At 65.0% G+C, this 23,163-nt stretch carries 27 protein-coding genes; 13 read left to right on the plus strand and 14 right to left on the minus strand.

The genetic code is table 11. From position 1 onward, the window contains the following. The first annotated feature begins 25 nt into the window (after positions 1 to 25). Positions 26 to 868, plus strand: a complete 843-nt coding sequence (locus tag PS060_RS13415; protein ID WP_273983824.1) for a Coq4 family protein — start codon at positions 26 to 28, stop codon at positions 866 to 868. Positions 869 to 881: 13 nt separating this feature from the next. After that, positions 882 to 1,673 carry a Coq4 family protein gene (locus PS060_RS13420; RefSeq protein ID WP_273983825.1) on the plus strand — a complete coding sequence of 264 codons (792 nt, stop codon included), beginning with the start codon at positions 882 to 884 and terminating at the stop codon, positions 1,671 to 1,673. Positions 1,674 to 1,677: 4 nt separating this feature from the next. Here the strand turns inward: PS060_RS13420 and PS060_RS13425 are convergent, their stop codons facing one another. From PS060_RS13425 to PS060_RS13440, 4 genes are read right to left on the minus strand one after another with little or no spacing between them, the layout of a single operon-like run. Next, positions 1,678 to 2,088: a hypothetical protein gene (locus PS060_RS13425; RefSeq protein WP_273983826.1), complete on the minus strand. Its 411-nt coding sequence runs from the start codon at positions 2,086 to 2,088 to the stop codon at positions 1,678 to 1,680. Then, on the minus strand, positions 2,088 to 4,325 hold the full coding sequence (purL, locus tag PS060_RS13430; RefSeq protein WP_273983827.1) for a phosphoribosylformylglycinamidine synthase subunit PurL: 2,238 nt from the start codon (positions 4,323 to 4,325) through the stop codon (positions 2,088 to 2,090). The genes PS060_RS13425 and purL overlap by 1 nt, the downstream gene beginning before the upstream one ends. Positions 4,326 to 4,354: 29 nt before the next feature. Continuing rightward, on the minus strand, positions 4,355 to 5,029 hold the full coding sequence (locus PS060_RS13435; RefSeq protein WP_273983829.1) for a hypothetical protein: 675 nt from the start codon (positions 5,027 to 5,029) through the stop codon (positions 4,355 to 4,357). 1 nt (position 5,030) lies between these two features. Beyond that, complete coding sequence (locus PS060_RS13440; protein WP_273983830.1) at positions 5,031 to 5,453, minus strand: DUF2177 family protein; 423 nt, start codon at positions 5,451 to 5,453, stop codon at positions 5,031 to 5,033. Between the two features lie 84 nt (positions 5,454 to 5,537). Between PS060_RS13440 and PS060_RS13445 the strand changes: the two genes are divergently transcribed. The 11 genes from PS060_RS13445 to PS060_RS13495 all read left to right on the plus strand — a co-directional run bounded on the left by PS060_RS13445 (position 5,538) and on the right by PS060_RS13495 (position 13,970). Then, positions 5,538 to 5,810: an exodeoxyribonuclease VII small subunit gene (locus PS060_RS13445; protein WP_273983832.1), complete on the plus strand. Its 273-nt coding sequence runs from the start codon at positions 5,538 to 5,540 to the stop codon at positions 5,808 to 5,810. A 4-nt stretch (positions 5,811 to 5,814) separates the two neighbouring features. Then, positions 5,815 to 6,726, plus strand: a complete 912-nt coding sequence (locus PS060_RS13450; protein WP_273983834.1) for a polyprenyl synthetase family protein — start codon at positions 5,815 to 5,817, stop codon at positions 6,724 to 6,726. Positions 6,727 to 6,756: 30 nt separating this feature from the next. Next, positions 6,757 to 7,521, plus strand: coding sequence for an AIM24 family protein (locus PS060_RS13455; protein WP_273983835.1), 765 nt, complete (start codon positions 6,757 to 6,759; stop codon positions 7,519 to 7,521). Between the two features lie 33 nt (positions 7,522 to 7,554). After that, on the plus strand, positions 7,555 to 8,067 hold the full coding sequence (gene coaD / locus PS060_RS13460) for a pantetheine-phosphate adenylyltransferase (RefSeq protein WP_273983837.1): 513 nt from the start codon (positions 7,555 to 7,557) through the stop codon (positions 8,065 to 8,067). 90 nt (positions 8,068 to 8,157) lie between these two features. Continuing rightward, a complete protein-coding gene (locus PS060_RS13465; RefSeq protein ID WP_273983838.1) occupies positions 8,158 to 8,901 on the plus strand; it encodes a peptidylprolyl isomerase in 744 nt (247 codons plus the stop codon). Between the two features lie 42 nt (positions 8,902 to 8,943). Beyond that, on the plus strand, positions 8,944 to 9,981 hold the full coding sequence (gene queA, locus PS060_RS13470; RefSeq protein ID WP_273983839.1) for a tRNA preQ1(34) S-adenosylmethionine ribosyltransferase-isomerase QueA: 1,038 nt from the start codon (positions 8,944 to 8,946) through the stop codon (positions 9,979 to 9,981). A gap of 9 nt (positions 9,982 to 9,990) precedes the next feature. After that, on the plus strand, positions 9,991 to 10,941 hold the full coding sequence (locus tag PS060_RS13475) for an ABC transporter ATP-binding protein (RefSeq protein ID WP_273983840.1): 951 nt from the start codon (positions 9,991 to 9,993) through the stop codon (positions 10,939 to 10,941). Then, positions 10,941 to 11,708, plus strand: coding sequence for an ABC transporter permease (locus PS060_RS13480; protein WP_273983842.1), 768 nt, complete (start codon positions 10,941 to 10,943; stop codon positions 11,706 to 11,708). Before PS060_RS13475 ends, PS060_RS13480 begins: the two co-directional genes overlap by 1 nt. A 183-nt stretch (positions 11,709 to 11,891) precedes the next feature. Next, positions 11,892 to 12,419 carry an outer membrane beta-barrel protein gene (locus tag PS060_RS13485; protein WP_273983844.1) on the plus strand — a complete coding sequence of 176 codons (528 nt, stop codon included), beginning with the start codon at positions 11,892 to 11,894 and terminating at the stop codon, positions 12,417 to 12,419. A gap of 112 nt (positions 12,420 to 12,531) precedes the next feature. Next, entirely contained in the window at positions 12,532 to 13,668 is a 1,137-nt protein-coding gene (gene tgt, locus PS060_RS13490; RefSeq protein WP_273983846.1) for a tRNA guanosine(34) transglycosylase Tgt, read from the plus strand. Further along, entirely contained in the window at positions 13,668 to 13,970 is a 303-nt protein-coding gene (locus PS060_RS13495; RefSeq protein ID WP_273983847.1) for a chorismate mutase, read from the plus strand. The genes tgt and PS060_RS13495 overlap by 1 nt, the downstream gene beginning before the upstream one ends. 78 nt (positions 13,971 to 14,048) lie before the next feature. On the opposite strand, the gene rpsD is transcribed toward PS060_RS13495, so the two are convergent. The 10 genes from rpsD to PS060_RS13545 all read right to left on the minus strand — a co-directional run bounded on the left by rpsD (position 14,049) and on the right by PS060_RS13545 (position 23,085). After that, positions 14,049 to 14,663 (minus strand): 30S ribosomal protein S4, encoded by a 615-nt coding sequence (gene rpsD / locus PS060_RS13500; RefSeq protein WP_273983849.1) that lies wholly within the window; start codon positions 14,661 to 14,663, stop codon positions 14,049 to 14,051. Between the two features lie 206 nt (positions 14,664 to 14,869). Continuing rightward, the gene (locus PS060_RS13505; protein WP_273983851.1) at positions 14,870 to 15,112 is read right to left on the minus strand and encodes a hypothetical protein; all 243 of its coding nucleotides are present in this window, start codon (positions 15,110 to 15,112) and stop codon (positions 14,870 to 14,872) included. Positions 15,113 to 15,228: 116 nt separating this feature from the next. Continuing rightward, the gene (locus PS060_RS13510; RefSeq protein ID WP_273983852.1) at positions 15,229 to 15,975 is read right to left on the minus strand and encodes an RNA methyltransferase; all 747 of its coding nucleotides are present in this window, start codon (positions 15,973 to 15,975) and stop codon (positions 15,229 to 15,231) included. Between the two features lie 7 nt (positions 15,976 to 15,982). Next, the gene (gene nrdR, locus PS060_RS13515) at positions 15,983 to 16,444 is read right to left on the minus strand and encodes a transcriptional regulator NrdR (RefSeq protein ID WP_273983854.1); all 462 of its coding nucleotides are present in this window, start codon (positions 16,442 to 16,444) and stop codon (positions 15,983 to 15,985) included. An 8-nt stretch (positions 16,445 to 16,452) separates the two neighbouring features. Beyond that, the gene (locus PS060_RS13520; RefSeq protein ID WP_273983856.1) at positions 16,453 to 16,668 is read right to left on the minus strand and encodes a hypothetical protein; all 216 of its coding nucleotides are present in this window, start codon (positions 16,666 to 16,668) and stop codon (positions 16,453 to 16,455) included. 13 nt (positions 16,669 to 16,681) lie between these two features. Beyond that, entirely contained in the window at positions 16,682 to 17,959 is a 1,278-nt protein-coding gene (gene glyA / locus PS060_RS13525) for a serine hydroxymethyltransferase (RefSeq protein WP_443112422.1), read from the minus strand. A gap of 44 nt (positions 17,960 to 18,003) precedes the next feature. Further along, a complete protein-coding gene (locus PS060_RS13530) occupies positions 18,004 to 18,483 on the minus strand; it encodes an RpiB/LacA/LacB family sugar-phosphate isomerase (RefSeq protein WP_273983860.1) in 480 nt (159 codons plus the stop codon). 110 nt (positions 18,484 to 18,593) lie between these two features. Then, a complete protein-coding gene (gene rpoD / locus PS060_RS13535) occupies positions 18,594 to 20,621 on the minus strand; it encodes an RNA polymerase sigma factor RpoD (protein WP_273983863.1) in 2,028 nt (675 codons plus the stop codon). A 69-nt stretch (positions 20,622 to 20,690) separates the two neighbouring features. Beyond that, positions 20,691 to 22,568, minus strand: coding sequence for a DNA primase (dnaG, locus tag PS060_RS13540; RefSeq protein ID WP_273983865.1), 1,878 nt, complete (start codon positions 22,566 to 22,568; stop codon positions 20,691 to 20,693). Positions 22,569 to 22,629: 61 nt separating this feature from the next. After that, positions 22,630 to 23,085: a GatB/YqeY domain-containing protein gene (locus tag PS060_RS13545; RefSeq protein WP_273983867.1), complete on the minus strand. Its 456-nt coding sequence runs from the start codon at positions 23,083 to 23,085 to the stop codon at positions 22,630 to 22,632. Positions 23,086 to 23,163 lie beyond the last annotated feature (78 nt).

Genomic DNA, 23,163 nt, shown 5'->3' on the forward strand with positions numbered 1-23,163 from the left:
GCACGTTCCCAAGGAGCGCCTTCGCATGACCCGAACTGTCCGTAACGCCTATACCGAAATGTTCGCACCTGACGGGACTGTGCTGCTGCACCCCGATCGCCCGGCTGCGAAATATCGGCCGATGCGGGCGGTGCGCAACTTCCAGAAGCTGATGAAGGACAAGGAAGACACCGCAGCGGTCTTCAAGATCTTCGAATCGCTGCCCTCGAAGGATTTCCTGCCCCGCATCGCGGCCTTTGCCCTGTCGGAGCGCGGCGAGCAGCTGCGGGCAAGCGAGGCCTGGCTTCCCGATATCCTCGATGATCACGCGACCTTGCGCAAGACCCCGAAGGGCAGCCTCGCGCACGCCTATTGCGATTTCATGGAAGCCGAAGGCCTGAGCGCAGCCGGCCTTGTGGCTGAAAGCGACCGCGCCGGACGCCCGCGCTTTCCCGATCTCGTCGAATGGTACATTAACCGTTCGCGCGACACGCATGACCTGTTTCACGTCCTCACCGGCTATGGCCGCGATGCGCTGGGCGAGGCTTCGGTGCTGCTGTTCACTCACGGCCAGTCGCCCAGTCAGGGACACCTGCTGATCGGCTATGCAGGTGCGGCCAACATCAAGAAGATGGTCAAGGGCAGCAAGGCTCCGGTGATGAGCGCGGTGCGCGAGGCGCACCGGATCGGCAAGGGCGCGCCGCCGCTGATCGAACAGCCGATCCGCCAGCTGCTCGAACGCCCGATCGACGAGGTGCGCGCGGCTCTGCGCATCCCGCAGCCGCACCAGTATCGCGAATGTCACCGCATCTGGCAGGCCGAGGGCATCGACCCCTATGACCTGCTCGCCAGCAGCAAGCCGGCCGAGCCCGAACTGCTTGCGGCCTGAGGAGCGCCCCTTCGTGCCTGTCACCGATCTTCCGCTTGTCGCCCCGACCCGCAAGGTGTCGGGCTTCCGCCCGCTCAAGGTGCTCCACCACTTCGGCAAGCTGGTCGAGGACAAGGAGGACACCGAGCAGGTGTTCCATATCATTGAGGCGACCAAGGGCAGGAAGAGCCACCGTCAGGCATGGAACTTCATCCAGTCGCCTGAAGGTCGGCGCTTCCTCGAAGAGGGCACCAGCATCCCCGCGATGCTCGATGATCACGCCCGCTGGGCCGATTGCGGGCCGAACACGGTCGCGGCGCACTATATCGCCTTCATGAAGCGCGAGGGGCTTTCGGCGGCAGGGCTGGTGGCGGAAAGCCACAAGTGGGCGCCGCCCGAAAGCCTGCCGCGCGATCTGACCCAGTGGTATTTCGACCGGCTGCGCGACACGCATGACCTGTTTCACGTGCTGACCGGCTATGGCCGCGACGCGCTGGGTGAGGCGAGCCTCCTGGGCTTCACTTACGAGCAGAACCACAACACGGGCATCCTGTTCATCGCCTATGCCGGCGCGCGGCAGATCAAGAAGGTCAGCGGCACCAAAGCGCCGCTGTTCGCCGCGATCAAGGAAGGGCGCAAGTTGGGCCGGGCGGCCGCGAAAATCAGTCATCAGGATATTGCTGCACTGATGCGCGAAGATATCGATGCGGCGCGCACCCGGCTCGGCATCGGCAAGCCCGAGGTCTATCGCCAGTGTCTTGCGATCCTCCAAAGCGAAGGCACCGCGCGAGAGCAGCTGACGCTGGGCGGCGCCCAGGCAGCCTGAGGGCTCAGCGCAATTCCTTGCGGATCACCAGCTTGAGGCCCGACCAGGTCTCGTCGATGGCGCAGACCTTGGTGTCAACGAGCCCGAGCGGCAGACAGAGCGCGCGGATCGTATCCTCGGTGATGTCGGTCGGGACTTTGGAGGCCTTCTTGGGCCAACTCACCCAGATCTGACCATCGGGCGCGATCTGGTGCCGCAGGGCAGTGAGGTGCGCGTCCAGCGCGGCCTTCTCGGTCACGAAGACATGCGCCGCGTCGATCCCCTCGGCGGGGTCGGCGACGAAGGTGAGCTCGAGCGCGTATTCGTCGATCTCGTCGATCACGGGTTCGGGCATGGCATCAAACCAAACCCGCATCCCGTCCCGCAAGGTGAGCTTCTTCGCGAGCGGCGTGCCCGAATAGCCGGAAGAGGCCATCAGCCCTCCATCCACTCCTGGAAGAAGCGCTGGTTGGCGCTGCGCAGCTCGGTGAGCGGCACGCCCAGCACGCTGTCGCCGCCGACGGTGCCGATCCGCTGGAAGCCGATCTGCGCGGTCTCGTCGTTGCGGGTGCCCTTAGCGAGCGCGGCATTGAGTGCGGCGACATCGGGGACGGTGATCAGGTAGCGGCCCTGATCCTCGCCGAACCACCACTGCGCGGGCGTGTAGGCCGGATTGGCTGCTTCGACTTCGGCACCGATGTTCCCGGCGAGCGCCATCTCGGCGAGCGCAACAGCAAGGCCGCCGTCGCTGAGGTCATGCACGGCGTTGACCAGCCCATCGGCGATCAGCTCGTGGATGATCTCGCCCGCATTGCGTTCCACCGTCAGATCGGTCGGCGGGGTGCGGCCGCCCTCGACACCCTTGACCACCCGCAGCCAGAGCGACTGGCCGAGGTGCGAACGCGTCGGATCGGGCCGCGCCCAGAACTCGGGGCCGACGAGGTAGATCGCATCGCCCGCCTGCTTGAAGTGCATGGTCATCATCTTCGATAGGTCGGTGATGATGCCGACCCCGCCAATCGCCGGGGTGGGCAGGATCGCCGAGCCGCCGCCGGTCGCCTTGGATTCGTTGTAGAGGCTGACGTTCCCGCTCACGATCGGGAAGTCCAATGCGCGGCAGGCATCGCCCATCCCGTCGAGGGCATGGACGATCTGCGCCATGATCTCGGGGCGCTGCGGATTGGCGAAGTTGAGGCAGTTGGTCACCGCCAGCGGCCGCGCACCCACGGCGCAAAGATTGCGGTATGCCTCGGCAATCGCCTGCTTGCCGCCTTCATAGGGGTCGGCGAAGACATAGCGCGGGGTGCAATCGGTGGTGATCGCGAGCGCCTTGCCGGTCCCGTGCACTCGCACCACGCCCGCGTCCCCGCCGGTCTGGAGCGTATCGGCGCCGACCTGCGAATCATACTGCTGCGCAATCCACCCGCGCGAGGCGAGGTCGGGGGAGGACATCAGCGTAAGCAGATCGCCCGCCACATCGTCGGTCGCCGGCACTTCGCCGAGCGGCTTCACACCCGCCCACGCCGCATATTCCTCCTTCGAGAGATAGGGCCGGTCATAGAGCGGAGCCTCGTCGGCGAGCGGGGCGAGGGGGATGTCGCACACCACTTCGCCATTGAATTCGAGCACCATGTGGCCGGTGTCGGTGACTTCACCGATCACCGCGAAATCCAGTTCCCACTTGCGGAAGATCGCCTCGGCCATGGCTTCCTTGCCGGGCTTCAGCACCATGAGCATCCGCTCCTGGCTTTCCGAGAGCATCATCTCATAGGGCGTCATGCCGGTTTCGCGGCAGGGAACCTTGTTCATGTCGAGCCGGATGCCAGCGCCGCCCTTGCTCGCCATTTCCACCGAGGACGAGGTGAGGCCCGCCGCGCCCATGTCCTGAATGGCGACGATCGCATCGGTCGCCATCAGTTCGAGGCAGGCTTCGATCAGCAGCTTTTCGGTGAAGGGATCGCCGACCTGCACGGTGGGGCGCTTGGCCTCGGCGTCCTCGCCGAAATCGGCGCTCGCCATGGTCGCGCCGTGAATGCCGTCTCGCCCGGTCTTGGAGCCGACATAGACGATCGGGTTCCCAAGCCCGGTCGCGGCGGAGTAGAAGATCTTGTCCTGATCGGCCACGCCCACGGTCATGGCGTTGACGAGGATGTTGCCGTCATAGGCCGGGTGGAAGTTCGTCTCCCCCGCGACCGTGGGCACGCCGACGCAATTGCCGTAGCCGCCGATCCCTGCGACCACGCCCTGCACCAGATGCTTCATCTTGGGGTGCTCAGGCCGCCCGAAACGCAGCGCGTTGGCGTTCGCCATCGGCCGCGCGCCCATGGTGAAGACGTCGCGCAGGATGCCGCCCACGCCCGTCGCCGCGCCCTGATAGGGCTCAATATACGAGGGGTGGTTGTGGCTCTCCATCTTGAAGATCGCCGCCTGCCCATCGCCAATGTCGATCACGCCCGCGTTCTCGCCCGGGCCGCAGATCACCCAGGGCGCCTCGGTCGGGAGCTTCTTCAGATGCAGGCGGGAGGACTTGTAGGAGCAATGCTCAGACCACATCACCGAAAAGATGCCGAGCTCCACAAGGTTCGGCTCGCGGCCGAGCGCGTGGAGGACGCGTTCGTATTCCTCGGGGGAAAGGCCGTGCTGTTCGACGATTTCGGGGGTGATTGCGGTCATCGTGGGGACTCCTTGCGCCGCCCCCTAGATCACCGCGCCGACAAGGCCAAGCCGCCGCGTTTCCTGAACCAGCGATTCTCCCCGACCCATGCCGCCAACACCGTCAGCACCGCAAAGGCGATGAGGGCTTGCAGATAGACGAACAGCCCGGCGCTGTCCGGATGGGGGGCGAGCCAGTTGACCAGCTGGAACGCCAGCAACACCCCTCCCAGCACCAGTGGCGGCCCGGCAGGCCCGCGCGTGCGGCGCAGGTAGAAGGCAAAGGCGGCTGCCGTCAGCCCCAGTTCCAGCGGCACCGCGATCCAGGGGAAGTTCCACAGGCCCAGCCCCAGCTTGGGCGGGGTGCCGTCGATCGTGAGGTCGGGTACGTGCACCAGCCAGTCGAGCAGCCAGTGCGACAGCACCACCACGCCCGCCAGCGCGCCGGTGATCAGGCTGCGCTCGCGCACAGCAATGATCCCGAGCATCGCCGCGGCCCAGATCGCTGTTCCCAGCAGGCTGTGGGTGTAGGGCATATCATAGAGGTCGAACGGCACCATCACGCTCGCCTTGGGGTCGATCCGCATATGTTCGATGCCAAAGGCGGCAAGAGCAAAGAACCCCCAGTCGACCAGCTGCGCCGCCACGAACATCGTCGCGAGCCGCGGCCGTTCAGGGCTGACGGCGGCGGCGACGAAGGCGGGGGCGAAGTGGCCGATGAACATATCAGGACACAGGCGTTGCAGGCGCGAAGCGCAAGGTCGCCCACGTCGCGGCCGATGCCGCCGCGCCGGTGACGAAAGCGCCCCACAGTATGTCGAGCACGCTGATATGGGTCGCCCAAACCTTCATCACGGCCTGCGAGGTGAGGTCGAAGGTCGCATAGCACAGCGCGCCCAGCAGAATGCCGTTCAGCATCGCTGCCTGCACACCGCCGCCTTCAAGGCCGGGCTTGATCGCAAACCAGCACATCCCGGCAATGTAGATGAGATAGAACGCCGCCGCCGCCGGCAGGTTGAAGTCCTTGGCCATGATCTCGCCGATCACCGGCTTGTAGAGATTGACCGAGGCCCAGCGCAGCCACACCGCATCCAGCGCGAGAAACGAGATAGCCGCAACGCCATAGGCGATGATCCACTTGAGCAGCATGAAAGCGATAATCCTGTGTTGGTGTGTCCCGCCCGTCACCGGCAGCCTTGACCGCACCGCCGCGCCCCGTCAATGCTCGCAGCCATGGACGAGGGCACTTCATCACCGGCAGCTTCCGGGCAGGACATCGCGCAACTGAGCTTTGAACAGGCGCTCGCACAGCTCGAACAGATCGTGCAGCAGCTCGAACGCGGCGATGTGCCGCTCGATCAGTCTATCAGCCTCTACGAACGCGGTGAGGCGCTGCGGGCTGCGTGCCAGCAGCGGCTCGATGCGGCACAGGCGCGGATCGAGCGGATCGTGACCGCCGCCGATGGCCGTGGGGCCGGCACCCGCCCCTTCGACGCGGAGGCTTGAGACGATGCTGGTGGAGGCACACGGGAACGTGCTCAGCGACGCAATCAAGCGCGTTCAGTCCGAGATCGATTCGCTGTTCGACGCGCTGCTGCCCGTCCCCGACGACACCAGCGCCCGTTTGGTCGAAGCGATGCGCTATGCCGCGATCGGCGGGGGTAAGCGGGTGCGCCCGCTGCTGGTGTGCAGCACCGCCGCGCTGTTCGGCGTCTCGCGCGACGCAGCATTGCGCGCCGGGGCGGCAATCGAGGCGATCCATGTCTATTCGCTGATCCACGATGATCTGCCCTGCATGGACAATGACGATTTGAGGCATGGCAAGCCGACGCTGCACAAGGCCTTCGACGAGGCGACCGCGGTGCTTGCCGGCGATGCGCTCCACGCGCTGGCCTTCGAAATCCTCGCCGACGATGCCACCAGCGAGGATCCCTTTACCCGAGTCGAACTGATCGCCACACTCGGCACGGCCTCCGGCATGAGCGGGATGGCCGGGGGGCAGATGATGGACATGGTCGCAGACGAGGAGGGCGTGATCTATGACCTCCCGGCGATTACCCGGCTGCAACAGCTGAAAACCGGCGCCTTGCTCGCCGCGAGCGTCGAGATGGGCGCGATTCTCGGCAAGCTGCCGCCGCAGGGCCGGGCGCATTTGCGTGCCTATGCCCGCGACATCGGCCTTGCCTTCCAGATCGCCGACGATCTGCTCGATGTCGAAGGCGACACGGACAAGGCCGGCAAGGCGCTGCGCAAGGACAGCGAGCAGGGCAAGCAGACCTTCGTCACGCTGCTCGGGGTCGAGCGCGCGCGCGAACAGGCCCGCGCCCTGACCGATCAGGCGATCGGACACCTGGCCTCCTATGGCGCGGAAGCCGAAATCCTGCGCGCGCTGGCCCGCTTTATCGTCGAACGCGATCGCTGAGCCTCACGGCGGCGAACAGGGAGAGACTTCATGGCATTCCGACAAGTGATTCAGGAAGAAAGCCGGGGCGGCGTGACGATGCGGGTGCATCGCTATGTCGAAAAGAAGATGGTCGCGCGCGGCCTTCCCACCGGGGTTGAAGGCCAGCTCCATTACATCGCCGAGCCGACCGAAGTGCATCAGCTCGAAATCGAGTTGAACAATGGTGCGGTGCTGATCCAGCCGGGGGCGCTGCAATATTCCTATGGCAATCTCACGGTCGATGTGATCCAGCACGAGGCGAACAAGGGCTTCTTCGCCCGCGCCGCCGCTGCCGCCGCGACTGGCGAGAGCGCCCATGCCACGCGCTACTCCGGCTCGGGAACGATCTGGTGCGAGCCGGTGCGCCGCCACTTCATCCTCGCCACGATGGACGGCCCGCAGGATGCGTTGTTGCTCGACGACAAGGCCTTCTATGCCTGTGCCGCGGAAATCTCGCTCTCGACCCATATGCACAGCTCGATCCAGGGGCTGTTTTCAGGCAATGGCCTCGCCCAGCCCAAGATCACCGGAGCGGGGGTCTTCGCCGTCGAAAGCCCGGTGCCGGTCGACGAAATCGACGAGGTTGCCGTCAAGCAAGGGCAGGAAGTCGTGGTCGATGGCGATTTCATGCTGATGTATTCGGCCAGCCTCGATGTGAGTATCGGACCGCTGGTGTCGGGCCTGCGCAGTGCGATGCGTTCGGGCGAGGGGTTTGTCTACAAGCTGCGGGGGCAGGGCAGCGTGTGGGTTACGCCATCGGCGCGGATCGCCTGACACGGCGAGCGGGACCAAGGGAGAGAATACAAGATGACACGTCGCATCGGGATCTATCCCGGCACCTTCGATCCCATCACGCTGGGCCATGCCGACATCATCCGGCGCGGATCGAAGCTGGTCGATCACCTCATAATCGGGGTGACCACCAACCCTTCCAAGAACCCGATGTTCTCGACAGAGGAACGCTTCCGCATGGTCGAGCGCGAGGTTGCTGGCATGGGCCTCACCAATGTCGAAGTGGTTGGCTTCAACGCCCTTCTGGTGAAGTTCGCGCAGAAACAGGGCGCCAGCGTCATCATCCGCGGCCTGCGCGCGGTGGCCGACTTCGAATACGAGTATCAGATGGCCGGCATGAACCAGCAGCTCGACGACAATATCGAGACCGTGTTCCTGATGGCTGACGTCTCGCTCCAGCCGATTGCCTCGAAGCTGGTCAAGGAAATTGCCGTCTATGGCGGTGACATTGCCCGCTTTGTGAGCCCGCCCGTGCGTGAAGAGGTGGTCGCGCGGGTGCGCGAGCAGGGGCTGAAGGGCGATTACTGACGCCCGCGCGTCCCCAGCCGTGCGCGGTTCATTCATTGCAGTGTCAGACCGGCAGGGCTAAACGCGCGCTGCAATCCGGAAATTGGAACGATGATCAAAGTCAAGCTTGCCACTGCTCTTGTCGCCCCCCTTGCCGCGCTCGCCCTGCTGGGCGCGCCGCAGGCTGCCTTTGCGCAGAAGCAGAAGGACGATACGCCGCCGGTCGCGTTCGGCGACAATGCCGACAAGCCGGACGAGGATGAAGCCGCCCCGGTGGCGGCGCGCACCTATCCGCCGATCAACTTCGATCCCGCGGTCGATCCGGACAATGTCTGGGTGCTCGACCTGTCGAACGGTCAGCGCGTGAAGATCCGGCTGGCCGCAGACTGGGCGCCCGCCCATGTCGAGCGGATCAAGACCCTGACCCGCGCCGGCTTTTATAACGGGGTGGTGTTCCACCGCGTGATCGAGGGCTTCATGGCGCAGGGCGGCGATCCGACCGGCACCGGGCAAGGTGGCAGCGAGCTTCCCGACCTCAAGGCTGAATTCAACCCCATGCCTCACGTCCGCGGCACGTTGTCGATGGCGCGCGCGGCGAGCGAGGACAGCGCCAACAGCCAGTTTTTCATCGTCTTCTACCCGCGTTTCAGCCTCGACAAGAAATACACCAATTTCGGCCGGGTGATCGAGAACATGGATGCGGTCGATGCGATCAACCGGGGCGAGCCGCCGGCCGAGCCGACTTTCATCGTTCAGGCTTCGCTGGGGAGCGACAATCTGCCGCCTCCGCCGCCTCCCGCGCCCAAGCAGGATGCGCCGATCTCTGCCGATATGCTGAGCGCGCCGCAGTCCTAAGCCTCTTTCGCTGGCCGCGCCAAGCCGCTAGGGGCGCGCGCCATGAAGGTTGACCTGTTCGATTTCGAGCTTCCGCCCGAGCGGATTGCCCTGCGCCCGGTGCGCCCGCGCGATGCGGCGCGGATGCTGGTTGTGCGCGGGACTGATGCGCCTTTCGAAGACAGGGGCGTGCGCGATCTGCCCCAGTTGCTCAATCCGGGCGATGTGCTGGTGTTCAACGACACCCGCGTGATCCCCGCTCAGCTCGAAGGCCGCCGCGCCGACGGTGAGGCAAGGATCGGCGCGACGCTGCACAAGCGCATCGATCTGCGCCGCTGGCAGGCGTTCATCCGCAACGCCAAACGGGTCAAAGAGGGCGATCAGATCGTATTCGGCGGCGGCGTTACCGCCATTGCCGAAGAACGCCTTGCCGATGGATCGCTGATTCTCTTCTTCGAGGGCGAGGAGCCGGTTGAAGTCCTGCTCGACCGCGCGGGCACCATGCCCCTGCCGCCCTATATTGCCTCGAAGCGCGGGGTCGATGCTCAGGATCTTGAAGACTACCAGACCATGTTCGCCCGCGAGGAAGGTGCGGTCGCCGCGCCCACCGCTTCGCTGCATTTCACGCCAAGGCTGGTCGACGCCCTGGATGCTGCGGGGATCGGGCGTGCGATGCTGACGCTCCACGTGGGCGCGGGCACCTTCCTGCCGGTCAAGGCGGACGACACCGACGACCACCAGATGCACGCCGAATTCGGGCGCATCTCACAAGAGACCGCCGATCAGCTCAACGCCGCGCGCGCGGCCGGCGGCCGGATCATCGCGGTCGGCACCACCTCGCTGCGGCTGCTCGAAAGCGCGGTGGACGAGAAGGGCATCATCCAGCCCTTCGCCGGGGACACCGCGATCTTCATCACGCCGGGCTACCGGCTCAAGGCGGTCGATGGCCTTATGACCAATTTCCACCTGCCCAAATCGACCCTGATGATGCTGGTCAGCGCGCTGATGGGCCGCGAGCGGATGATGGCGGCCTATTCCCATGCCATCGCGCAGGAATATCGCTTCTATTCCTATGGTGACTCCTCGCTGCTGCTCCCGTAATCGGTAGCGATGCATGAACCCATTTTGTCGATCCGCGGCCTGACCAAGACCTACAGGAACGGCCCGCGCGCGCTCGATCATGTCGATCTCGACATCCACCGGGGCGAGATTTTCGCGCTGCTCGGGCCGAACGGTGCGGGCAAGACGACGCTGATCGGCGCGGTGTGCGGGCTGGTGCGGCCCTCGGGCGGAACGATCACGGCCTTCGGGCATGATCTGTCGCGCGACTGGCGCCGGGCACGCGCGCGGATCGGGCTGGTGCCGCAGGAACTCGCCACCGATATGTTCGAGACCGTGTGGCGCGCGGTTGCCTATTCGCAAGGGCTGTTCGGGCGCCGGCGCGATCCGGCGCGGATCGAGGAGATCCTGCGCAGCCTTTCGCTATGGGACAAGCGCGATGCCCAGATCCGGGCGCTCAGCGGCGGGATGAAGCGGCGCGTGCTGATCGCCAAGGCGCTGGCGCATGATCCTGAACTCCTGTTCCTCGACGAGCCTACCGCCGGGGTGGACGTGGAGCTGCGCAAGGATATGTGGAAGCAGATTGCCGCGCTGAAGGAACGCGGCGTCACCATCATCCTGACCACCCATTACATCGAGGAGGCCGAGGAAATGGCCGACCGCGTGGGCATCATCCAGGGCGGGCGCATCCGCATGGTCGATGAAAAGCGGGCCATGATGGAGCGATTGGGCACCACCGAAGCGGTGATCGATCTCGCCGCGCCGCTGGCCGCATTGCCGCCTGCCATCGCCGCTTACCCGGTCGAGCTGGGGGAGGGCGGGATGCGGCTCACCTATCGCGGCGGCAACGGCGCGGGCGGCGGGCGGGCGCAGGTCGCGCAGCTGGCGCAGGCGCTGACCCGCGAAGGGATCACCTTCACCAGCCTCGACATCCATGACAGCTCGCTGGAGGACATTTTCGTCGGCCTGCTGGGCCAGAGCCAGACGGCGGAGGCAGCGTGATGCAGTTCTCCTTCCGCAGCGCCTACGCCATCTACCAGCGCGAAATGGCCCGCGCCTTCCGCACCGCGTTCCAGTCGATCCTGTCCCCGGTGCTGACGACCTCGCTCTATTTCGTGGTGTTCGGCAGCGTCATCGGAGCGCGAATGGAGCCAGTGGGGGGCGTGCCCTACGGCGCCTTCATCATCCCCGGCCTCTTGATGCTGACGCTGCTCGGCGAGACCACCTCCAACGCCAGCTTCGGCATCTATATGCCGCGCTTCACCGGCACGATCTACGAACTGCTTTCCGCCCCCGTGGGCGTGGCCGAGACGCTGGCGGGCTTTGTTGGCGCGGCGGCGACCAAAGGTCTGATCCTTGCCGCCATCATCCTCGGCACGGCGCGGCTGTTTGTCGAATACGAGATCGCGCATCCGCTGCTGGCTGCGGTCTACATCATGCTGGTGGCGGCAAGCTTTGCCCTGTTCGGCTTTGTGCTGGGCATCTGGGCCGATTCGTTCGAGAAGCTCGGCATCATCCCGATGCTGATCCTGACGCCGCTGACCTTCCTCGGCGGCACCTTCTATTCGATTCGCGACCTGCCGCAGCCGTGGGACGCGGTGGCGCTCGCCAACCCGATCGCCTTTCTGGTGAGCGGCCTTCGCTATTCCTTCTATGGTGTGGCCGATGTGCCGATTGCCGTTTCGCTCGGCCTCACGCTTGGTTTCCTGACCGTCTGCACGATCATCATTGCGGTGATCTTTCGCACCGGATGGCGCCTGCGCGAGTGACGGTGCGCCTGATGGCAGACGACCATGGTCGATTGCCATGCGCTCTTGGTCGGCGCGAAAGCACTGCTTGCCGGACATGAACGAAAAGCATCACCTTCGTTCATTGCGCAGACATTGGCCGCTTCCTAATTCCTCGCCACCAGCCGCACCCCCTAGCGGCGGGATAAGCAAAGGAAAAACAGGATGAACAAGATCGCCTTCACCACCCTCGCAGCAATGGGTGCGATCGCTCTGCCGGCAGCTGCGCAGGCGCAAACCAACGACGATCCCAAGGTCGAAACCTATGTCGGCGCGACCGCAGGTATTCACGATCTGGGCATCGGCCTGCCGAATGACGATGGCGGCATCTACGGTGTCGTTGCGGGCGTCGATGTGCCCGTCGGCAAGACCTTCTTCGTCGGTGCCGAGGGCAACTACAACATCGGCGACGGCGCGATCGACAGCGAATACGGCATCGCCGCCCGCGCCGGTGTGCGCGTTGGCGAGACCGGCAAGGTCTATGTCCGCGGCGGCTATCAGGAAGTCGATTTCGACCTCGGCCGTTTCATCACCACTCCGGTGGTGGGCCTCGATGACACCGATGGTGACTACCTCGTCGGTGCCGGCGTCGAATTCGGCCTTGGCGACAGCCCGGTGCGCTTCCGCGCCGGCATTGACACCATCGCCTTCGACTCCACCCGCGCGACCGTGGGCGTGCTGTTCGGGTTCTAAGCCCGGCCAAAGCAGCTGAATCTTGAGGGGCAGGAGACAAGAGGCACGTCTCCTGCCCCTTTTTGCTGCACGCGTGACAGAGTGCCGCAGGCCCGCTAGGGGCGCTGGCGCAATGACGCCCCCTCGTTTCCAGTTCACCCTCCACGCCACGGATGGCAAGGCCCGCACCGGCACCATCGCCATGCAGCGCGGGGAAATCCGCACGCCCGCCTTCATGCCGGTCGGCACGGCGGCCACCGTCAAGGCGATGAAGCCCGAAGCGGTGCGCCAGACCGGCGCCGACATCATCCTCGGCAACACCTATCACCTGATGCTGCGCCCCGGCGCAGAGCGCGTCGCGCGGCTCGGCGGACTGCACAAGTTCATGAACTGGCAGCGACCGATCCTGACCGATTCCGGCGGCTATCAGGTGATGAGCCTCAGCGAGCTGCGCAAGCTGACCGAACAAGGCGTCGAGTTTCGCAGCCACCTCGATGGTAGCAAGCACATGCTCACGCCTGAGCGCTCGATGGAAATCCAGCGCCTGCTCGGCTCCGACATCGTGATGGCCTTCGACGAATGCCCCCGCGCCGACCGACCGCGCGATGAAATCGCCGCCAGCATGGAACTCTCGATGCGCTGGGCGAGGCGGAGCCGCGAAGGCTTCGATGTCGGCGAGGAACACGCGGCCCGAGCCGCCCTGTTCGGCATCCAGCAGGGCGCGCTCCACGAAGACCTGCGCCGGATCAGCGCCGACAAGCTGATCGACGTGGGTTTCGATGGCTATGCCGTCGGCGGGCTGGCGGTGGGCGAGGGGCAGGAGGCGATGTTCGGCGTGCTCGATTATGCACCCGATATGCTCCCGGTGGATCGTCCGCGCTATCTGATGGGCGTGGGCAAGCCCGATGATCTGGTCGGCGCGGTCGAGCGCGGGATTGATATGTTTGATTGCGTGCTGCCGACCCGCTCGGGCCGCAATGGTCAGGCCTTCACCTGGAATGGCCCGCTCAACCTCAGGAACGCCCGCTTTGCCGAGGACACCGGGCCATTGGACGATCGCTGCCAGTGCCCGGTCTGCACCACCTATTCCCGCGCCTATATCCACCATCTGGTGAAGTCCGGCGAGATGCTGGGCGCGATGCTGGTGACCGAGCACAATCTCAGCTTCTATCAGGCCTTGATGGGAGGGATGCGGACTGCCATTGCGGCAGGCACATTTGCCGAATTTGCCGCCGCGTTCCGGCGCGATTACCTTGGAAGTTCCGCCTGATGCCCAAATTGCCTGAAGACTGCGAGACCATGGTCGAGGTGCGCGAAGGTGTCGATGCGCTTGATGCCGAGCTGGTCGCGCTGCTGGCCAAGCGCTTCGGCTATATGCGCGCCGCCGCACGCATCAAGGCATCGCGCGATGCCGTGCGTGACGAGGCGCGCAAGGCCAGCGTCATCGCCGCCGCCGTCGCCGAGGCCCAGGCCCGCGGCATCCCTGCCGATGTGATCGCGGACATCTGGGAGCGCCTCGTCGAAGGCTCGATCGCCTATGAATTCGGCGAGTGGGACCGGATCCGCGACTGACCGCCGCACGATGCAGCATCAACGAAAAAGGGCGGCCCGCGAAGGCCGCCCTTTTTGTGTGTCGCTCGTCCCGAGGGATCAGCGCGAGTAGAATTCGACCACCAGGTTCGGTTCCATCGTCACCGGGTAGGGCACTTCGTCCAGCTTCGGCACGCGGGTGAAGGTCACCTTGTCGGTGCCGTCGGGCATGACGTAGTCGGGGATGTCACGCTCGGCGAGACCCTGCGCTTCGATCACCAGCGCCATTTCCTTGGCCTTGCTGCCGAGGCTGATGACATCGCCCACCACCACACGGCGCGAGGCAATGTTGCACTTCTGGCCGTTGACGTGGATGTGGCCGTGGCTGACCAGCTGACGGGCGGCGAAGATCGTCGGCGCGAACTTGGCGCGGTAGACAACCATGTCCAGACGCTGTTCGAGCAGGCCGATCAGGTTCTGGCTGGTGTCGCCCTTCATGCGCGAAGCTTCGGCATAGGTGCGCTTGAACTGCTTTTCGGTCACGTCGCCGTAATAGCCCTTGAGCTTCTGCTTGGCGCGCAGCTGCAGGCCATAGTCGCTCATCTTGCCCTTGCGGCGCTGACCGTGCTGGCCGGGGCCGTAGGAACGCTTGTTCACCGGGGAATTCGGGCGACCCCAGATGTTCTCGCCCATCCGGCGGTCAAGCTTGTACTTGGCGCTCTTGCGCTTCGACATAAGTCTTCCTTCAATGTGCTGCGCCGCCCCCTTTGGGCAGCGATCAAACCCGGCATCGCTCCATCGCGCCCTTGGGCGGATGCGGCGCCTGCTTCACCGGGGTGCAGGGCCCATTTGCGAAGGCGCGCGCTTAGCAGGATTGGCGGGCGCGTCAAGCCTGCACCACAGGAGACGCGCCCGAGGCCAGGTCCAGCGCGCAGCCCCGATCACATCGGGACGTTCATTTCGCGCCATTCTTCCATCGTGCGGCACACCCGCGTCTTGCGCCGGCTTGACGGGTCGGCGCGGACGGACTTGCAGATCCGCTTGCTTTCCTCGGCAGTGGTGTCCTTGTCGTCCTCGCTCTGCGGCTTGGGCGCCTCGGCTTCGGTTGCAGGCGGGGTTTCTTCAGGCTGCGCTTCCGACTGCGCGGCGGCGGCAAAGGGCGCAAGCACCAGGGCGCCGGCCACGGCCAGCGTCAAGCGACGGGGGACATTCATCAGCAATCTCACTTGGTTGGAACAGGGGGAGGAGCGCGACCTTACCCAGCGATCGTCAGCCGTCCAACGCCATTCGACCAACGACTTCAATCGCGCGGTCGGCGCTCCAGCGCGCTCAGAACGCCGCGCATGGTGCGCACCTCAAGGTGGTTCCAGCCCGGTTTGGTCAGCAATCCGCGCAAGGTGCGCCGCGTCGCCTCGGCGCGGGACGGCGGACGGAAGAAGTCCTGCGCCTCGAGCAAGCGCTCGAAATGCGCGATCATCGCGTCGAGCTCTTCCTGCGGGGCGGGGGGGAGGGTGTCTTCCCGCGTCGGCTGCACCAGCGCCTCACCTGTCTCACCCAGCTCGCGCCCGATCCGCGACCATTCATAGGCCACGAGGATCACCGCCTGCGCAAGGTTAAGCGAGGCGAACTCAGGGTTGATCGGAATGGTGAGGATATTGCGGGCGAGTGCGACGTCCTCGGTCTCCAGCCCGGAGCGTTCCGGCCCGAAGATGATCGCGTGACGGCCGGGCATGGTGTGCACCTGCCGCCCGGCCTCGTCCGCACCGATCACCGGCTTGGTCACGCCACGCTTTCTCACCGTGGTGGCGTGAACATGGGCGCAGTCGGCGACCGCTTCGGCGGTGGTGGCGAAGACCTTGGCCTGTTCGAGCACGATGTCCGCCCCTGCCGCCGCCGGGCCTGCCGAGGGGTTGGGCCAGCCATCGCGCGGGGCGACGAGGCGCAGTTCGGTCAGCCCGAAATTGAGCATCGCGCGCGCCGCCTTGCCGATATTCTCGCCCAGCTGCGGGCGCACGAGAACGATCACCGGCTTATTGAGGTCGGCCATGATCCGCTTATTCCTTAGCGGCTTGCTGGACGGTGCTCGCAAACTCTTCGAAGTCACGGGCTTCGGAGAAATCGCGGTACACGCTGGCAAAGCGAATATAGGCGACAGAGTCGATCTGCCGCAGACCTTCCATCACCAACTCGCCGATATGCGCCGAGGGAACCTCAGCCTCTCCCGAGGTCTCAACCTGACGCTGGATTCCGCTGATGAGCTGATCGAGCCGTTCCTGATCGATCCCGCGTTTGCGCGATGCCAAGGCGATGGATTGCTCGAGCTTCGAGCGATCAAAGGGTTCGCGCCGATCCCCGCTCTTGACCACGACGACCTCGCGCAATTGAACGCGTTCGAAAGTAGTAAAGCGCGCCCCGCAGGACGAGCACTGGCGACGGCGCCGGATCGAGGCATTGTCCTCGGTCGGGCGGCTGTCCTTTACCTGGGTATCGTCATGGGCGCAAAAGGGGCAGCGCATTCAGGGGGTTATTTCTTGATTCTCTGATAGAGCGCAAAGCCGATACCGGCAGCGAGACCAACCGGGATCGAGACAAAGGGCAGCGCCCAACCAGCCACCGCGCCAATCGCCGCGCCCGTCAGCACCGGCGCGGTCGAAGGGTGGTTCAGCCCCTCCTTCGCCATGCCGGTCACTTCGGTCTTGACGTCCTCGACCCAGTCCTGACCGCCTTTGGGTTCGTTCATCGCGACGTGCTCCTTACATACCCGGATAGACAGGGAAGGCCGCGCACAGCGCGCTGACACGGCTGCGCACGCTCTCTTCGACCTGCGCATCGCCTTCGGGGCCATTTTTCGACAGGCCTTCAACCACTTCGGCGATGAGCTTGCCAACGGTGCGGAACTCGTCAGGGCCAAAACCGCGGGTGGTGCCGGCCGGCGTGCCTAGACGGATGCCGCTGGTCACGAAGGGCGAGCGGGTGTCGTAGGGGATGCCGTTCTTGTTGCAGGTGAGGAAGGCACGGTCGAGACCCTTCTCGGCGTCCTTGCCGGTCACGTCCTTCGCCGTCAGGTCGACCAGCATCGAATGGTTGTCGGTGCCGCCGCTGACGATCCGGAGGCCGTTTTCCTCAAGGCTCGCCGCCAATGCGCGGGCGTTTTCGACGATGCGGTGGGCATAGTCGCGGAACGAGGGATCGAGCGCTTCCTTGAAGGCCACCGCCTTGGCGGCGACGATGTGCATCAGCGGGCCGCCCTGAAGGCCGGGGAAGACCGCCATGTTCAAGGGCTTGGTGTACTTCTCGTCATTCCACAGGATGATGCCCGAGCGCGGGCCGCGCAGGCTCTTGTGGGTGGTCGAGGTGACGATGTCGCAATGCGGGAAGGGCGAGGGGTGCGCGCCGCCAGCGACGAGGCCGGAGATGTGGCTCATGTCGCACAGCAGCACCGCGCCCACTTCATCCGCGATGGCGCGGAAGGCGGGGAAGTCCCAGGTGCGCGAATAGGCCGTGCCGCCGCAGATGATGATCTTCGGCTTGGCCTCGCGCGCCTTGGCCACGACCTCGTCCATGTCGATTGTCTCGGTCTCGCGGCTCACGCCGTAGGAGACGACGTTGAACCACTTGCCGCTCATGTTCACGGGCGAGCCGTGGGTGAGGTGGCCGCCCGAATTGAGGTCGAGCCCCATGAAGGTGTCGCCCGGATTGAGCAGGGCGAGGAACACCGCCTGGTTCATCTGCGAACCCGAGTTGGGCTGGACGTTGGCGAAATTGCAGCCGAACAGCTGCTTGGCACGCTCGATCGCGAGGGTTTCTACGACGTCGGCATAGTCGCAGCCGCCGTAGTAACGCTTGCCCGGATAGCCCTCGGCATACTTGTTGGTGAACACGCTCCCGGCAGCTTCCAGAACGGCGCGCGAGGCGATGTTCTCGGACGCAATCAGCTCGATCTTGTCGCGCTGGCGGGCGAGTTCCTTGCCGATGGCGGCCGCGATTTCGGGATCGGCTGTGGCCAGATCATTGTGCCAGAAGCCCTCCATCGGCGAACCGGAGGCGCGGGCGGCAAAATCGATGGGGGCGGTGCTCATTGGTGGGTCTCGATGTGATCGGGGAAGAAGGGCGGCTTGCCGAGCTTGCCGACCCGGCGCTGGTGGCGCCCGGCCGGATCGCCGGCATCGGCGAATTCGGTGTCGAGAAAGGTTGCAACGCAGGACTTCGCCATTTCGATCCCTACGAGACGCGCGCCCATTGCGATGCAATTGGCGTCATTATGTTCGCGCGCGAGGGCGGCGGAAAGCGGCTCGCTGACCAGAGCGCAGCGCACTTCGGGATGGCGGTTGACGCTGATCGAAATGCCGATCCCGCTGCCGCACAGCGCAACACCGAATTCCGCGGTGCCTTCCGCGATGATTTCGGCAAGGCGGTATCCGTAATCGGGATAGTCGACGCTCTGCCCCGGCTCCGGCCCGAGGTCGGCGACCTCGTGGCCTTCTTCCACCAGCCATTCGGCAAGTTCGGACTTCAGCTCGACAGCTGCGTGATCGGAGGCGATGGCTATGCGCATGGCAGCCCCCATACGCGCTGGGGGAGCGATTCTCCACCCCTTGTGCAGGGCTTTTCGACCAACGCGCGCTGGGCGTGAAAAACCCCGCCGAAACGGGGCTTTTCGAAGGGTCACTGATCGAGAAAGCTGCGCATCTTGCGCGACCGCGACGGGTGCTTGAGCTTGCGCAGCGCCTTCGCTTCGATCTGGCGGATACGTTCGCGCGTCACCGAGAACTGCTGGCCGACTTCTTCCAGCGTGTGATCGGTGTTCATCCCGATGCCGAAGCGCATGCGCAGCACGCGTTCCTCGCGCGGGGTGAGGCTGGCGAGCACGCGGGTGACGGTTTCCTTGAGGTTCGCCTGGATCGCCGCATCGACCGGGATGATCGCGTTCTTGTCCTCGATGAAATCGCCGAGGTGCGAATCTTCCTCGTCCCCGATGGGGGTTTCGAGGGAGATCGGCTCCTTGGCGATCTTCATCACCTTGCGGACCTTTTCCAGCGGCATGGAGAGCCGCGCGGCCATTTCCTCCGGGGTCGGTTCGCGACCTTCCTCATGCAGGAACTGGCGGCTGGTGCGCACCAGCTTGTTGATCGTCTCGATCATGTGGACCGGGATGCGGATGGTGCGGGCCTGATCGGCGATGCTGCGGGTGATCGCCTGCCGGATCCACCAGGTCGCATAGGTGCTGAACTTGTAGCCGCGGCGGTATTCGAACTTGTCGACCGCCTTCATCAAGCCGATGTTACCTTCCTGAATAAGATCAAGGAATTGCAGGCCGCGGTTGGTATACTTCTTGGCGATCGAGATCACCAGACGCAGGTTCGCCTCGACCATTTCCTTCTTGGCAATGCGCGCCTCACGCTCACCCTTCTGCACCATGTTGACGATGCGGCGGAACTCGGGGAGGCTCATGCCGGTCTGCGCGGCGATGTCGGCAATCTCGGCACGGATGCGCTCGACCGCGTCTTCCTCGCGTTCGTGGAAGGCGGCCCACTTCTTGTCCTTCTTCGCGCGCTCCTTGATCCACGCGTCGTCCATCTCGTTGCCCATGTAGGCGGTGAGGAAGTCGGCGCGCTTGACCTTGTGACGCTCGGCAAGGCGCAGCATCTGGCCGCCCAGCGTCGTCAGCCGGCGGTTGAAGGCGTAGAGGTTGTCGACCAGAAATTCGATCTTGGTCGCGTGGAATTGCACGCTCTCGACCTCGGCGGTGAGCTCTTCGCGCAAGCTTTCGTACTTGGCTTCCTTGGCTGCCGGGAAGGCATTGCCCGCAGCCAGCGTGTCGACTCGCTCGGCCTGAAGCTTTTCGAAGGCGTTGAACAGCGTGGTGATGCGCGCGAAGCGCTCGAGCGCCTCGGGCTTCAGCGCGGCTTCCATCTGCGCGAGGGAGAGGGTGTTGTCCTCCTCTTCTTCCTCTTCGCGCTTGGGGCGGCCTTCGCCGTCTTCGTCCTCGTCGTCCTCGCTCACCTCTTCCTCAGGCTCGTCATCCTCGCGGATGGTCGGGCCGGCGGTGGCTTCGGAGATTTCATCGTCGTCATCATCCTCGGCTCCCTCGGCCATCTTTTCGGCCGGGGGTTCCTTGGAGAGCATCGCGTCAAGATCGAGGATCTCGCGCAGCTGCATGTCGCCGTTGTTCAAGGCTTCCGACCACTGGATGATCGCGTGGAAGGTGATCGGGCTTTCGCACAGCCCCATGATCATCATGTCGCGGCCTGCCTCGATGCGCTTGGCGATGGCGATTTCGCCCTCGCGGCTGAGGAGTTCGACCGCACCCATTTCGCGCAGATACATCCGCACGGGATCATCGGTGCGCTCGCCGGTCGCGAGCTTGCGATTGGCGGCGCGGGCGTCCTTGGCCGGACCCTTCTTCTCGCCGTCATCATCATCGTCATCGTCGTCGGAGAGATGATCGTCGCTATCGACCTCTTCGCCCTCGGCCTCGGCTTCGGCATCCTCGTCAGTCTCGACGATCTGCACGCCCATTTCCGACAGGGCGGTCTGAATGTCCTCGATCTGATCGGGGCTCATCTCGCCCGAGGGCAGCGCCTCGTTCAATTCGTCATAGGTGACATAGCCACGCTTTTTCGCCTTGCTGATCAGCTTCTTGATCGAAGCTTCATTGAGGTCGATCAGCGGAGCATCTTCCTTCTCGGCCATATGTCTCGTGTCTATCCGTTGCCGGGCGGCCCACAGGAAGGGGCGCCAATTGATCCCATGTCCGCCGCGTCAGGCGGTATTCTCGTCCGAATCGACCGGGGCCGCTGCCTTGCGGCGACCAAAGGCCTTCAGACGCTCTTCGACTGCCAGGAGCTGTGCGCGCAAACGCGTCTGCTCGGCAAACGATCCTTCCGGATCGCTGTCGAAACGCGAAATAGTGGCCGCAAGCGCAGCCTCAAGCGCCGGCCTTTCGACCAGCAGCGACACAGCTTCAGCCAGGTCCTCGCACGCAGCGTCGGGATCGGTGCCATCATCAAGGAAGGCGTAACGGATATCTGCCGACGGGGCGGGTTGGCTTTGCGTAGGTGTGCATATGGCGTGTGGCCCGCGCGAATCAAGCGTTTCTGCAAGTTCGAACAGCGATTCGATCACCGGCGCTGCTTCAGGGGCGATCCGGGCGAGCGCGGAGAGTGCCTCGGCATGGCGGCTGATCTGGCCAGGATAGCGCGCAAGGCCCGCCAGCACGGCCGCCATCAAGCCCTGCCTTTGCCCGCCCGCCATGATGGCCGAAAGCTGCGCGCGCGCCTCGTCGGACAGGCCGGGAGGCGGCAGGTTCGCGCCCTTCCAAGCCCCGCGCTGGCCGGGTTGCTGGCGTGGCGGCAGCGGTGCGCGCGGCGCGCGGGGCGGATAGGCGAAGGCCGAGAAGCGGTCACCCAGCTCGCGGCGATAGAGGCTCTTGATCTCCGGGTCGGCGATGGTCTCGACATGGGCCATCAGCCGCGCCTTCAGCCCCGCCTTGGCCTCGGGGGTGGCGAGGGGCTGCGCATCGCGCTCGAACTCCCACAGCGTGTCGATCAGCTGGGCGGGCTGGGCGAGCAGTCGCTCCATCGCCGCCTTGCCCTGCTGCTTGATGAGGTCATCGGGATCGAGCCCGGACGGCAGGCGCACGATCCCGAGCGAGCGCATCGGCGCGAGCATCGGCAACGCCCGCGCAATCGCCCGCATCGCGGCGCGTTGTCCCGCCGCATCGCCATCGAAGCACAGCACTGGCACCTCGACCATCCGCCACAGCAGTTCCAGCTGCATTTCGGTGAGCGCCGTGCCGAGCGGCGCAACCGCATCGGCAATGCCCGCATTGGCGAGCGCGATCACGTCCATATAGCCCTCGACCACCACCACGCGCCCCGATTGGCGCGCGGCGGGCGCGGCGCGGTGCAGGTTGTAGAGCGTGCGGCCCTTGTCGAAGAGATCGGTATCGGGGGAGTTCAGATACTTGGCAACGCCGTCGCGCTTGTCGAGGATACGCCCACCGAAGGCGATCACCCGCCCGCGCGCGTCCTGAATGGGGAGCATGACACGGCCCCGGAATCGGTCGTAGCGCTCGCCCTGCTCATTGGCCGCGCGCATCCCGGCGGCTTCGAGCATATCCTCGCCGAACTGGCCGAGCGCCTTGGGCAAGGCCTGGCGATCATCCGGTGCCCAGCCGAAGCCGAATTCGCGCATGATTTGCGCAGAAAAGCCTCGCCTTTGGAGGTATTCGCGCGCCGCGCCGCCTTGCGGGCCGCTGAGGCTCTCGACGAAGAAGCGTTGCGCCGCCTCGGTCACGTCGATCAGGCTGGCGCGTGCCTCGGCCTTCTTGGCCATGATCGGATCGGGGGCGGGGACTTCCATCCCGGCCATCCCGGCCAGTTCCTTGATCGCGTCCATGAACTGCAGGCCCGCGTGATCGACCATCCAGCTGATCGCATCGCCATGCGCGCCGCAGCCGAAGCAGTGGTAGAACTGCTTCTGGTCGTTGACGTAGAAGCTCGGCGTCTTCTCGTCATGGAACGGGCAGCACCCCTTCCACTCACGCCCCGCGCGCGTCAGCTTGACCGAGCGCTGGACGAGCGAGGACAGCGTGATCCGCGCACGCAGCTCGTCCTTCCATTGCGGGGTAATGGCCATGGGGATTAGGTGCGCCTGAAAGCCCGAGGGTTCAAGCGCGGGCTGTGGACGGGTCTGTGGCTTAGCTCAAAGCAGCTTTTACCAGCCCGCTCGCGAGCTTGCCATCTAGCACCGCCCCGTGGCGATTGCGCAGTTCGCCCATCACCGCGCCCATGTCCTTCATGCTCGACGCGCCCAGTTCCGCCTTGATCGCCTCGATCGCGGCCTTGGTGGCGGCCTCGTCCATCATCTGCGGCAGGAACTCCTCGATCACCGCCAGCTCCGCGCGCTCGACCGCGGCGAGTTCCGTGCGCCCGCCTGCGTCATACATCTCAATCGATTCGCGGCGCTGCTTGGCCATCTTCTGGAGCACGCTCGTCACCAGCACATCATCGTCAGCGACCGGCGAAGCTGCGGTGCGTTCCTCGATGTCGCGGTCCTTGATCTTGGCGCTGATCTGGCGGAGCGCGGCGGTGCGGTCCTTCTCGCCTGCCTTCATCGCGGCGATGGTTGCGGCCTTGATATCGTCTCGGATCATCGGTGTTTCCTGTGGATTGAACGTTTCGGCGGCCCCCTAACGCAAATCAGGTGCCAAGCCTAGGTTGACGCGGGGGGG

The organism is Erythrobacter sp. BLCC-B19, assembly GCF_028621955.1.
In the GTDB taxonomy this organism is placed as follows: Bacteria; Pseudomonadota; Alphaproteobacteria; order Sphingomonadales; family Sphingomonadaceae; genus Erythrobacter.